At 35.4% G+C, this 12,928-nt stretch carries 8 protein-coding genes; 3 read left to right on the top strand and 5 right to left on the bottom strand.

Annotated elements, in window-relative coordinates:
• Positions 1-208: 208 nt before the first annotated feature.
• Complete coding sequence (locus tag I4641_RS02605) at positions 209-889, top strand: DUF928 domain-containing protein (RefSeq protein ID WP_229638870.1); 681 nt, start codon at positions 209-211, stop codon at positions 887-889.
• A gap of 61 nt (positions 890-950) precedes the next feature.
• Positions 951-2,954 (top strand): CHASE2 domain-containing protein, encoded by a 2,004-nt coding sequence (locus I4641_RS02600; RefSeq protein ID WP_263858100.1) that lies wholly within the window; start codon positions 951-953, stop codon positions 2,952-2,954.
• Here I4641_RS02600 and I4641_RS02595 read toward each other — a convergent pair.
• A complete protein-coding gene (locus I4641_RS02595) occupies positions 2,948-4,531 on the bottom strand; it encodes a ShlB/FhaC/HecB family hemolysin secretion/activation protein (RefSeq protein ID WP_229638868.1) in 1,584 nt (527 codons plus the stop codon). The genes I4641_RS02600 and I4641_RS02595 overlap by 7 nt on opposite strands.
• A 303-nt stretch (positions 4,532-4,834) precedes the next feature.
• Between I4641_RS02595 and I4641_RS02590 the strand changes: the two genes are divergently transcribed.
• Positions 4,835-6,520, top strand: coding sequence for an MFS transporter (locus tag I4641_RS02590; protein ID WP_229638867.1), 1,686 nt, complete (start codon positions 4,835-4,837; stop codon positions 6,518-6,520).
• Here the strand turns inward: I4641_RS02590 and I4641_RS02585 are convergent.
• The 4 genes from I4641_RS02585 to I4641_RS24080 form a co-directional block, all read right to left on the bottom strand.
• Positions 6,515-9,628 (bottom strand): efflux RND transporter permease subunit, encoded by a 3,114-nt coding sequence (locus I4641_RS02585; RefSeq protein ID WP_229638866.1) that lies wholly within the window; start codon positions 9,626-9,628, stop codon positions 6,515-6,517. The genes I4641_RS02590 and I4641_RS02585 overlap by 6 nt on opposite strands.
• Before the next feature lie 6 nt (positions 9,629-9,634).
• Positions 9,635-10,996, bottom strand: a complete 1,362-nt coding sequence (locus I4641_RS02580) for an efflux RND transporter periplasmic adaptor subunit (protein WP_229638865.1) — start codon at positions 10,994-10,996, stop codon at positions 9,635-9,637.
• 67 nt (positions 10,997-11,063) lie between these two features.
• Entirely contained in the window at positions 11,064-11,858 is a 795-nt protein-coding gene (locus tag I4641_RS02575; RefSeq protein ID WP_229638864.1) for a hypothetical protein, read from the bottom strand.
• 92 nt (positions 11,859-11,950) lie between these two features.
• Positions 11,951-12,886, bottom strand: coding sequence for a VOC family protein (locus I4641_RS24080; RefSeq protein ID WP_229638863.1), 936 nt, complete (start codon positions 12,884-12,886; stop codon positions 11,951-11,953).
• Between the last annotated feature and the right edge of the window lie 42 nt (positions 12,887-12,928).

The following is a 12,928-nucleotide window of genomic DNA, read 5'->3' as shown; positions in this document are numbered from 1 at the left end:
ACAGTAACAAAAATAAAAATAGATGATATTAAACAGTTATTTTGCCTTGCCATTTTCAATTATGAAAGTTTAACTCAGATAGCTTTACTATGAGCTTTATTAAGGTATCATTTATTCTAGCTATTGAGACTTATAAATTATTAACTATTAACTTAATACTGGTTACTCTCCTTACGGTTAAAATATTTTGATAATCATACACAAAAATTTGTTGAAAGCACTTACAAGCATATTAGTATTCAACTACTTTTTTTTTGTTTCTGATACTGCTTTAGCTAATTTGATTGGAAACTTCAAAGTATCTAAAAAGGCAACTAAGGTCAGTCAACGCCGAACTATTGGCACTGGATCTCGTTCCAAATGTATTCCATCAATAACGTCCGCCAATGGAATTGAGCTACTTGTACCCAACCTTTCAGTAGCTCATCAAACTATTTCTGAAAACCCTTCATTATATTTATATTTTCGCGCTAACGAATCTGTCTCAGTTGCTTTTACCTTAATAGATCCAGCAACTCCCCAACCTTTAGTGGAAAAAAGAATTAAGATTGAAGAACCAGGAATCAAAAAAATTTCTTTACCGCTGGATATAAAGCTAAAAAGTAATAATGTATACTTGTGGTATATTGCAATTCCTTGTAAAAATACTCCACAGTATTATCAAACAGTTTTAAATGCAGGAATTGAAAGAGTAAATATTGCTCCTAGTATTGCTACAAAACTTAGCAATGCAACTTCAAATCTTGAGAAAATAGAAATATACAATGCAAATGGTCTTTGGTACGAGACAATTGATTTAGTTGTACAGGATACTCCAGAACAAGAAGTAAATACTTTTTTAGGTCACAACATATTTTTCAAGCATTTAAAAGTTGAAAAGGATATTTAACCTTAACAAAAAAATCAAAAATCTCCCCAAGAAGTTTGCAAAGCCATTTATTTTTCTGGCGATGTATCTTAGCTTTTCTATTATTACCATTCATCAATTTGGAATGATACATAATATAGAGCTAGCTAATTACGACCTTCTTTTTTATATACAGCAACAAGAGCCTATCGATCGAAGAATTACTTTAATTGAATGGGATGAAAACAGCATTAATACACTGCAAGAATCTATTATTTCAGATAACACTCTTAATCTTTTACTCAATAAAGTTCTAAGACATAATCCTATTACTCTAGGATTGGATTTATATAGAGACATTCCAGTCCCATCATTTAAGCTCGATCGCGAAGCAAATATTCAAGCCTATAATTCTCTTAGCCGAACGTTTATGAATAATTCCAATATTATTGGAATTCAGAAAATTGTCTTTCCCAAGATCGAACCAACACCAGTTCTTGCCAAAAATGGTCGTGTGGCAGCTTCAGATCTATATCAAGACCTTGATGTTAGAGTTCGTAAGGCGTATACTTTTCCTAATATTGACGTAGACGGAAATCCTACGGAAATACCTTACATTGGAGTCGCTTTGGCATACCAATACCTCGCTAAAGATGGCTGGTTGGCAGACAATATTATCGATGGATTAAATATCCACAAAGATAATAAATCAATAGTTTTAGGAAAATTTCCTACAAAACTAAGTGCAAGTAAATTTGTGAAAGATGATTCTCAGTGGAAATTTCTGCTTAACTGGCGGAAGACTAAGCTAGATGATAATTTTCAATCTATTTCAGTAGCAGAAATTCTTAAAGAATCAAAAAATCTCGATAACTTATTTAGCGATCGCTTAGTAATTATAGGTAATGTAACTAGCTATAATGGAGATACTCATCGCACACCATTAGATCGGTTTTCCACGCGAGAAGAGTTAATGAATGGAGTGGAAATAGTTGCACAAGTTTCAAGCTCTATAATCAGTGCTGCCCTTGACGATCGCAATTTGATACATCCTGCTCCTTTATGGGTCGAATATGCTCTACTTATTCTTCCAATGTTTAGTATTGCCAAAAAGTGCGAAGATTTCTTCAATAGTAATGGCTCTCTTAGTCAACTTAGATTAAGAACCTTTATTTATGGAATTTTATATATTGCAGTACTTTGCATTATTTGCCTAGTTAGCTTTCAAAACTTTGGAATTTGGATTAGTATCACCCCCAGTATCATCGGCATCATATTGAGTTGGATATGTTTCAATACATTTAGTCAATCTCAGAAAGAAAAACGAGATTTTCATTACCTAAAGTTATTGATGAAAGACTTTAAACATAATATTAGGGGGGTTTCTCGTCAAATTGCCTCGGCAAATAGGGGAATTCATCGTAATAATAAGGCGATCGCAAGCAAAATAAACGATAATTTATCTCTTTTTGAAAATAGCGAAATTGAGTTTTTAGATAATTTACTCAGACAAAATATTGACTCAATTACTACGAGAAACCAAGCTATTGATGCAGGAATAATAAGAATTAATCGCTATCAAGAACGCACAGCGAACTTTCTAAATTATACTTATTCAAGTTTTATTCATAATATAGAGGTACATGACCTAAACTTTAAAATAAATGAATTTATTAATCAATTTATATCCGAGCAGCGTATAGATTATACTTACTCAATTGAGCCAAACTATGACGAATTAGTCATAGCTCAAAAAGTTCATATTGATGATTGGTTGATTATAGTTGAAAATCTCATTTCTAATGCTGTATATGCAATTAATCCTGAATTAAATCAATCTAAAAGCTTTGAGCCTAAAATAAAATTAAAAACTATTAACACTCCAAAAAATATTAAGCTCATAGTAGAGGATAATGGCATGGGAATTCCAGAAGAACTTCAACAAAAGATATTTTTTCCTTTTGTATCTTTTAAAGAGGGACGTGGGGATGGAATGGGTTTACATTTAGTTTCTCAGATTATAAATTGTCGAAAAGGAAAACTAACTTTAGAGAGTAATTCAATGACTGGCACTATATTTATGATTTCCTTGCCGAAGATTTATTGAGAAAGCTGGACTGAAAAAGTAAGGTTAGAAGTGGATGATTCTGAACCTAAATTATCTGTATTAGTCAGAGGAAAAGCATAATCTAATCTAATATTAAATAGTTTATTACTTAAATATTGCAAACCAAAACCAGATGAAAGTAGATTTTGATTTATCGCATTACCTGCTGAACTACTCCATACTCTTCCACTATCTATAAAGCCAATAATTCTAAAGTCTGAGTTTGAAGTTTTATATATCGATGTTTGTATCTCGTTGGCAATAGATATACCATTATTACCTAAAAATAAGTTTCGATTATATCCTCGAACACTTGATACTCCACCCAAACTGAACTGCTTACTTGGAAGAAGCTGATCGGGAGATAACTGCAATTTAAAGTCTGATATCCAGTTAAATGTTGAGCTTAACCGAACAATTCCTTGAGATTGAAATTGCCAGTTCCAATACAGCGAATCTCTTCCTTGCTCTGTAATTGTCGGCTCAAAAATATTGACTCCAATATTAAATATAGACAATAATACAAATGATTTATTTAACCCTTTTTTGCTAAATTGCTGAGTAAATGATAATTCAGAAGTTCTATTAATACCATTATTAAACCCATCAACAAAAGAAAAAGAAAAATCATCTAGAATAAATGATTCACTCCTTTCAACATTAAAGCCAATTTTTATATCCAATTGCTGATTTATATCAAGTGAAATTGGCTGATTTAACTCTAGAGAATAAGAAGTAAATTCTCCGTTAATATCTAGTTCCTCTAGCTCATCCAGAACTAAATTACTAGAAGCAGTAATATACTTCAGTGTTAACTGAGTCTCATATTGATTCAATGGCAGAGAATATAAAGCTGTAAATTGCTCTAATCCTTGAGTTCGAGTAATACTTGTTTCTAATAAATCACCAATTCCTAAAGCATTAAACTGAAATTTAGCTTGTCCCCCAAATTCACCTATACTAGAAGAGAAGGTGTTACTCAAATTAAATTCTTTAGTTATTCTAGGATTTTCTTTAATGTCTAGTAATAACTTTATTTTACCTACTTCTACAAAAGTAGTTTCTCCTTTAATATTTTCAATGAATCGGCTTTTTTGTAAGCTACTAAGGGAAGCTATTAAAGAGTTATAGTTTAATACTTTGCCATTATCTGGTAGGCGATTTATGATATATTTTTTGTTAACAATATTATCTTGTTTGAAAACTATTTCAGATAACTTTCCTTCAATAACTACGATCTTAATTTTGCCATCACTTAGATTTTGAGGAGGAATAAATGCACCAGTGGCTATATATCCTTTTTTCGTATAGTAGTTAGTAATTTCTCGTCTTACTTGTATTAATCTATCTAGTGTGACTTCATTATCTTCTAGGGGTGTAATTATATCAATTAATTCAAAATCGCTAAATACAGTATTTCCAGTTATTTCTAACTTATCTACTGTAATTAATAAATTTAATGTTGAATAATAATCTTTTTCTTGTGCTGACGAAGAACTTGATGTAACTACTACAAAAACAGTAAACCCAAAACAGAAAGTAGCAATTTTCTTAATAAAATACAGACCTTTTAGCATTCATTCCATATTAATAGTTTTACTTAAAAGGTTTAAATTAACTTTTAATTTGAGCTTATTTTTTATAGATGTTTAAGCAAACTTTTCCTTTTCTAATAAAAGTATTATGACAACATTGTCATTTTAATTAAAAAAGTATTGAATATTAATACTTTTTCCGTTGATCGCACAAATACATTTAACAGAAATTCAATACAATTTAAAAGCTTAAATTAGGCACTTCAGTATAAGCATTCCTTATTTTAAATGCAATTTTTTCACATAAATTTCTCTTTGGCGAACAAAGAATAAAAATACATATAAATGACTAAAGTAAAAGTATTAATTGTTGATGACTCCAAATTAGTTTGGGAAATTCTTAAAAAATCTTTATTTACAGAAAAAGACATTACTTTATTAGGCTTTGCTTCAAATGGATCTGAAGCATTAGAACTAATGAAAAATAATTTAGAAAAACCAGATGTAGTGATTATGGATTTGGTCATGCCTGTTATGGGTGGAATTAAAGCTATTGAGGAAATTAATAAGCATTTTTCTAAAACAAAAGTAATTATCTTAACCAATGTCAAAAATCCTGAAACTGCTCTCTACACCGTCAAATTAGGAGCAAAAGGATATATTCTCAAGAATAATATTGGCGAAGATTTGGCTTCCGTAATCCGAGCAGTACACCAGGGATATGCTTTGGTTCAAGCAGATAGTATTAATAATCTAGTTCAAAATAGTTCTGCTGGTTATTTATCCACAGAACAAGAGAATATTGTCCGTAAACAACGTAAAGTAAATCCTGCTTCTGGATTACCTGTAGTTTTTTGGTTAATAGTCTTTATTGGTTTGATTAACTCAATAAGCTTTACTATTATTATTCCTTTAATCTATCCTTATGCGAAACAGTTTGCTTTAAGTGACTTTCAGGCTAGTTTACTTATTAGCTCCTTTGCCCTGTCTCAATTTTTTGGTACACCAATTCTGGGAAAACTTTCAGATCTCCTGGGACGTAAGTATATTTTAGTTTTTAGCTTGATGGGTACAGTGATAGCTAATCTGCTTGCAAGTATGGCAGGAGTAGCTTGGCTATTATATTTATCCCGTATATTAGATGGCTTAACTGGAGGAAATAACTCAGTTGCTAGTGCTGTCATTAGTGATATAACTACTCCAGAGCAACGTGCAAAGGCTTTTGGTATCTTTGGAGCTACTTTTAGATTGGGGTTTGTTATTGGTCCAATATTAAGTTATCTGGCGCAGCAGTTACCTACCTTATCTGGGATTTCATCTTTGGGGATGAGTTTTATGATCAGTGCTGCGATCGCAGCATTTGCTACAGTGCTAACTATACTTTTTCTGCCTGAAACTAATTTCCAACGCCAAAAATTCCAACTAGATTGGTCAGATTTTACTTTTGGCAAAGTTGTCTTCTCACTCAGTAAACCCAGAATAGGAAAACTTTTTATTTTGACTTTTTTTAGTGGTCTTAGCTTTACTATTTTTACCTTTGCTTTCCAGCCATTTTTCCTCAACGTTCTGAACCAAGATGCGAAAGGTTTAGCCATTGTATTTGCTTCGGTAGGTATCTTAGGTTTTATTTCCCAGATATTTGCCCTCGAACCATTGAGAAAGAGATTTAATCTGATTGATATCATTGGCGTTTCTCTCTTCATAAGAGGAATAACATTTTTGCTGTTACCCGTTTTTCCAACTTATCAGGGGTTTGTGATTATTCTCATTGCATTCGGTTTGGTAAATTCTTTCCCTATGCCTTTGATTGATACAGTTTTATCACTCAATTCTGATAATCAAGACCAAGGAGAAATTTTGAGCATTAACTCATCTTACTTCAGCATATCCAGCGCGATCGGTCCTGTGATTTCTGGGGTTCTTGTCAGCCAAAGTTACAGCACTCCTTTTTTGATAACAGGGGCATTTACAATTCTTGTCGCTGCTTTTGCTTTCAATCTGAAGCTAGAATTTGTTAGAGGTAATCTATGAAGTCTCCAAAGGCTCTGCACAAGGAAGATAGGCTAACCTCTTTCCTTTGCCTGGAATGACTACCAAATAAGCTGCGGGGATCAGGTACAGTGCCAAAAAGGTTGCTCCGATAACTCCTCCTGCGATCGCAACTGCTAAGGGTGGCCAGAATTCTCCGCCAACTAGTAATAGTGGAACAAAGCCAACAGCAGTAGTCAGAGTAGTAGTAACTACATGACGGGTTGATTTCAAAACTACTTCTCTAATAGCTTTTTTATTACCTTTTTTTGCCTCGGAATGTTGCCCAATAGCAGATAGCACCACAATTGAATCATTAATAGCTACTCCAATCAAGCCAACCGTACCAACAATAGGATTAAATCCAAATGGATAGTCAAATAGCCAAATAGAAAATAGTCCCAGCCCAAAAGATGCGATCGCAACCACCCCAATAACGGCAGCCAAACGAAAAGAATTTAAAGATAATACCAAAGTAGCTATCATCATTATTACCAGAACACCTATAGTGGAAACTAATCCGCTTAAAGCATCTTCTTTTTCTTCTTCTTCACCACCAAATTCAAAACTATAGCCACCTGGGAGTTGCCAATTAGCCTCTTTCAATTTCTCCTCAAAATTGCTCAGTGCTTCTTCTGGAAGAATTCCAGGAGTTAAGAAACCTTGGACTACATTAACTCTCTTTCCGTTGTAGCGTGTAATTTGAGCTAACTCTGGCTTGAGGCTAGTACGACCTAAAGATGATAGAGAAATGTCTGTCATTTCACCGTCGCTTCGATTAAAGTTGGGTAGTAAATTGAGAGAATTGATATTTGAAGCGCGTTGCGAATCACTCAGTCTAACTCGAACTGGTAACTCTTGATTTGCTTCTAAGATCGATCCTCCAGTTGCTCCTGTGAAATTTGATTGAATCTGAGAAGCAATTGCTCTGCGATCTAAACCAGCTAATACTACTTCCTCTTCATCTAGCTCTATTTTAATTTGGGGTATTACCTCAGCCAAACTAGCACGGGTATGGGTTATATTATCGACTTCTAGTAAGATATTTCGTGCTTTTTCACCCAATCGTTTTAATTGATTTAAGTTAGAGCCATAAATTCTCATTTCGACTGGGGCATCAAAAGGTGGTCCTTGTTCTAACTGTCTAACTAGAATACGTGCCGTAGGGAAAGAACGATCTAGTAGAGCTTGTATATCTTTAGCTAAATTACTAGTAGCAAATGAATCTAATTGAACAATGGCTTGGGCATAATTTGATTCTTGTTCGCGATCGCCTGCTATGTTGTAATAGAATCTTGGTACACTTCTACCAATAAACCAGTGAACATCTCTAATATTTTCAAACTTCAACAAGCTTTTACGGACTTTTTTGGTAATTTCTTGAGTTTGAGCAATTGCAGTAGCTGCTGGTAACTCTAACTGGATCTGCAATTGATCGCGATCGGCAGCAGGGAAAAATTGTTGTCTTAGGCTACCTACGTTCAAGAATCCCATCAATGGTAAGAATAAAGCCAAACAAATACCCAATACTGGTCTAGCAGTAGACCACTTAATTGTTTTTTTATACCAACGAGTTAAAGATGGTAAAGATATACCTGTCTGCCACCAATATTGCTGATAGATCGTCTCCTGTTTGTATAGCTTTACAGTTAAAGTGGGCATAACTAACATTGCTAACAAAAATGACGAACATACCGCTAGAATAACGCTTATAGCAATGGTACTGACAAATTCTCCTGTTGGTCCAGGCAACAAAGCGATAGGTAGAAAAGCCAGAACGGTGGTAATTGTCGAACTAAACAGAGGCACAAATAGGTAGGAAATACTGCTTTTAATAGCACCGATTGGCTTTAAGCCACGACGCAAACGCTCATTGACCTCATCAACCATGACGATCGCATTATCGATTAAAATTCCCAAAGCCACAATTAGTCCCGTAATTGACATTTGATGTAAAGGAATAGACATTACGTTCATCCAACCAAAGACCATCAAAATACATAACGGCAAACAAATTCCGACAATGGTTGCCGATCGCCAACCCATCATGACAGTCGTGACAATAAAGACTAAAGCTCCGCCAAATAGCAGATTTAAAATAAGATTGTTAATTCTCTCGGAAACATAATTACTTTGATCGATTATTGTCTTTAACTTGATTCCCTGGGGCAATTGGTCGCCATACTCATCCAGTATTTTATTAGCATCTTCGATCCACACATTTAACCTTGCTTCTGGATCTACATGAACTGCTAAAGTTACTCCAGGACGATCGCTAATTACCGATAGTTCATTAGCAGGAGCAACAACCCCTTTTGTTACCGTTGCTACATCTTGAAGACGAATCAGTTTCGCTCCATCGCTAGAAATTAAAGGAATATTTTTGACTCGATCTACTGTATCTAGTTCTCCAGCTACCTCAATAGCCAAATTACTCTGATTAGAGCTAATTCTACCTGCTGACACTTTTGAATCACTCTGCTCAATCTGATGAGAGATATCGCTAACAGAAAGGTTATAAAGGGCGATCGCTCCTTGATTTAGTTCTACCAAGACCTCTTCAGGCTGTAAACCAAAAAGCTCTACTTCTTCCGTTCCTGAAATATTGGATAATCGTTCTTTTAGTACTTCTGCTTGACGATTAAGAATACTATAGTTTGGGTCATTATCCTGCTGCCAAATTATTGAGGTTATTAGGGCAAAGGCTTTTACTTTAATTTTTTCTAGTTCTGGTTCGCTCGCCTCAGAAGGCAACTCTGGCTTAACTTGGTCGATTTTATTAAGTACCTGCGCCCAAACTTTTTCAACTTCTTCTTTCTCAGTACTATCCTCTAGCTCAACACTAATAATCGAACTTCCCGCACTAGAGGTCGATTGATAATTATCGATCTCCTCTATTTCTGTTAGTTTTTCTTCTATTTTATTGGTAATTAATGCCTCTACTCTTTTTGCATCCGCACCTCCAATAAAGGTTTTGATTACAGCGTTACGAGATACTAATTCTGGATCTTCCAATCTGGGTAAAGCTAAATAAGAAGAAATGCCCCAAACCAAAATTAAAATAACTGTTAAAGCCAATAAACGACTGTTGCGATATAGCAAAGTCAGCATACTTATTTATCCCTCAGTTGCAACATTAACTACTTGACCTGGAACTAGACGATGAGTACCTTCGGTAATAATTTCATCTCCAGGTTGAAGTGTCCCCCGAACCAATACTCGCTCATTTTGAGTTTCTATTAGTTCGACCAATCTTCGCTCAACCTTCAAGTCTTCTTGGCTCTTATCTAAAGCAAAACAAGACCATAATCCTTTATCTCCTTTAACTAAAGCAGTAACAGGCAACCAATACCCTTCCCCTTCGCTTTTTTGAATAAGATCGAGTCTAGCAATCTGCTTGGGCGATACTTGCCCAATTTCTGCTGAAGTTAATTTCAGAACTACAGTAAGATTGCGAGTAGAAGCATTTACCTCTGGCAAAATTGAGGCGATCTTGGCTTTGTACTCTTTCTGCCCTATAGTAAGCGTTTGGGAGCTTCCCACTCGTAGTTGATGAGCTGCTTCAATCGAGACACCAACTTTTACTTTTAGCCCCTCGTTTTCCACTAGTCTCAATACTGCTTGACCTGGGCTAACTACTGAACCTTCATCAAAATTACGAGCCGAAACTATACCTTCAAAGGGAGAACGTAAAGTACTGTTGGCAATAGTGATGTCCAAATTTTTGATTTCGGCACTCAGGCGATCGACAACTGCTTGCCCTGCATTTACTTGCTCTATGCGAGATCCATTTTGCAGTTGCTTCAAGTTACTGGTCGCATTCGCCAATCGTTCGGCAAGAGCTTTACTGTTGAAAGTTATTTCTTCTAGTTCTTCACGATTAACAGCACCTTCAGAATATAGATATTCACGACGTTTAGCTCTAATATTTTCTAGTTCGAGCTGTTGCTCTAGATCTCTGACTTGAGCTTGGGCTGAGTTTATCTCCTCACTTGTCGCGCCATTGTTAAGTTCAGCTAGCCTAGCTTGGGCTTCATTTTTTTGAGCAGTTAATCCCTGACGCTGTGCTTCTAAATTTGCTGTATCCAATTGAGCTAGAGGAGTATTGAGAGAAACGCGATCGCCTTCCTCAATTAAGATCCGAACTAGTTTCCCCCCATTTTCAAAACCAATTTCACTTGTTCTCGATGGAACTACCTCCCCCGTATAGGTTTGATGCCTTGAATAAGAATTAACTAATTTTAAAGTAGTAGTTTCAACAGGCAAGATATTTGCTTTAATGTTGCTGCCTACAGTTTCAACAGAAATTTTTTCTGTCTTTTGTTCTTTTACTCTCGCACCTGCTGCCCCACGAACATCAAAATCAGATTGAGAATCAAACTGTTGATTGTCTACTTCAGAATTTACTTGCTCTTTTGTTTCACTGGGGAGCAATCCTTGAGTAATAACAATACTAGACCCCAGAAAAATTATTGCCACTATCAATAATTTTGGGATATGAATCTGTTGATTTATTTTCATGCTTTGATAAAGGCTAGATTTTTGCTTAATTATTGAATCTCACCGTTATCATCTCTTCAGTCTTTGCTTTGACTTTGGGAGGGACTCTAAATGACACCGATCGCTCAAGACCTTCTTCACGATAATCAATAGTAAATTCTCCACCATATACATCAACGCCTTGGGGAAGAACTAAAGTATCTTTCCCTAAAATAATGCAGTTTTTACTTCTACAGCGATCGCTTTTAAAAGCGACTTGCATCGTGCTATGGTCATCCCAGCTATATTTATTCAGTTCTGGAAGAGGCAGTGGAATAGGAATAGGGATTAATTCCAACCCACTATTCAACACTTGTGAAACCAGAGCATTCTTGACTTGAGTAGTGTGTAATAGCTTTACTTTATTATCTTGCTGTTCGATCCGAACCCATTCGTCTTCTTCTCCCGAACGGTTTAAATTAAGCTCGAATACTTTAATTACAGATTCTTGACATTGGGAATTAAAGGGGAACTTGCCACAAAAGCTTTCTCGGTTAATTGCGTGTAATGTTTCTTGGGATTGACTTCCTCGAACAGCATCACAACGAGAATTTAGGGGAAATTTTCGGCAAAGACTTTCGTCTTTAAATGACTCAACTTTTGCCTCTAAATTAAGTTCAATTGCTGAGGCTTGAGTTAACGAACTTTGGCATTTTGAGTTCAAAGGAAACTTACGACACAACGTTTTAACTGTCGGGCTAATTTCACTAGCTATAACCGATGGGATGCCGATTATAGTAAATAGTGCAGCAGAGAAAACGCCTAATATAATTCTTTTTTCTGGTACTTTTTTGTTTTTCATCTTTAATTTCTATGTCAAGAGTGTAAATAATTTATGTCTTTCAGTACTTCAAAGTCTTAAAATTCTATGGCTACAGCTATGTTTTAAAATTGCTACCCCAAAAATGTTTGCGGTACAGGGCCACCCCATTGAAATAAAATATCCAGGCTTCCAGGATGTGTGGTAGTTGGAAAATCTGCATCGAATACATCTCCATCGCTAAAATGTTCAATTAAACTGCCGAAAGGGTCTTGCCAGTAGTCGAATATTTGACTGCCTAGTAGGTGGCGACCTACACCCCAAACGTGCTTGTATTGTTTGTTTTTCAACCATTGATGTCCAATTTGTAGATCATCAAAATCTCGTACTTCACAGCCAACGTGGTGAATTATGGCACTTTGACTTTGGCTGATGGCAATAGTATGATGATCTACAAAATTCTTGCCATTATTACAGCGCAAAAAAGCTGCTATAGGATAACTAGGATGTCCATAGTAAACTCGGTCGCTAGTTAGCATTCCCAACAAATTTGTATACCATTCATGACTTCGAGCTAAATCTAAGACATCTAGAGCTATATGACCCAAACGCATTATTTTCGCTGGTTGCTGCCTGAGCTTTTGGGGTTTATTTAAACGTTTCTTCTCTGTGGGACTGTTGAACAGTAAGGGGTTGACTTCAAGGTCAGTCCTCTCACTTTTCTGAATTCCGCAAACTAAATCAATTTTAAAATTATTGGGATCGTTAAGCGTTACAGCATATCCTCCTCCTGGTGCGTCAAGTTCATATACCTGAGAAGCTTGTTCTAAATTGGCGATCGCTTTAAGACTGTTGATATTCAGTACTTCTAATCCAAAACCAATAAATCTTGGTGATTCACCTTTTTCTACTACATATAGATATGGTGAAGAATTTTCTCCCCTTAAATAGATTTTGCGACCGCACTTTTGAGTCACCGTAAAACCAAAGTCTTGGAGAAATTCTACTGCCAAATCTAAATCGGGATGCTGATATCGAACATAAGCAATATCAACTGGTTTTATATTCACGTTCATACTCAAATAAGCTAAATTTTGCGCGTCAAAAATTTA

Source organism: Waterburya agarophytonicola KI4, assembly GCF_020640915.1.
Taxonomy (GTDB): domain Bacteria; phylum Cyanobacteriota; class Cyanobacteriia; order Cyanobacteriales; family Xenococcaceae; genus Waterburya; species Waterburya agarophytonicola.
The sequence above is the reverse complement of the archived record's forward strand: the minus strand, read 5'-3'. Positions and strand labels throughout refer to the sequence as shown.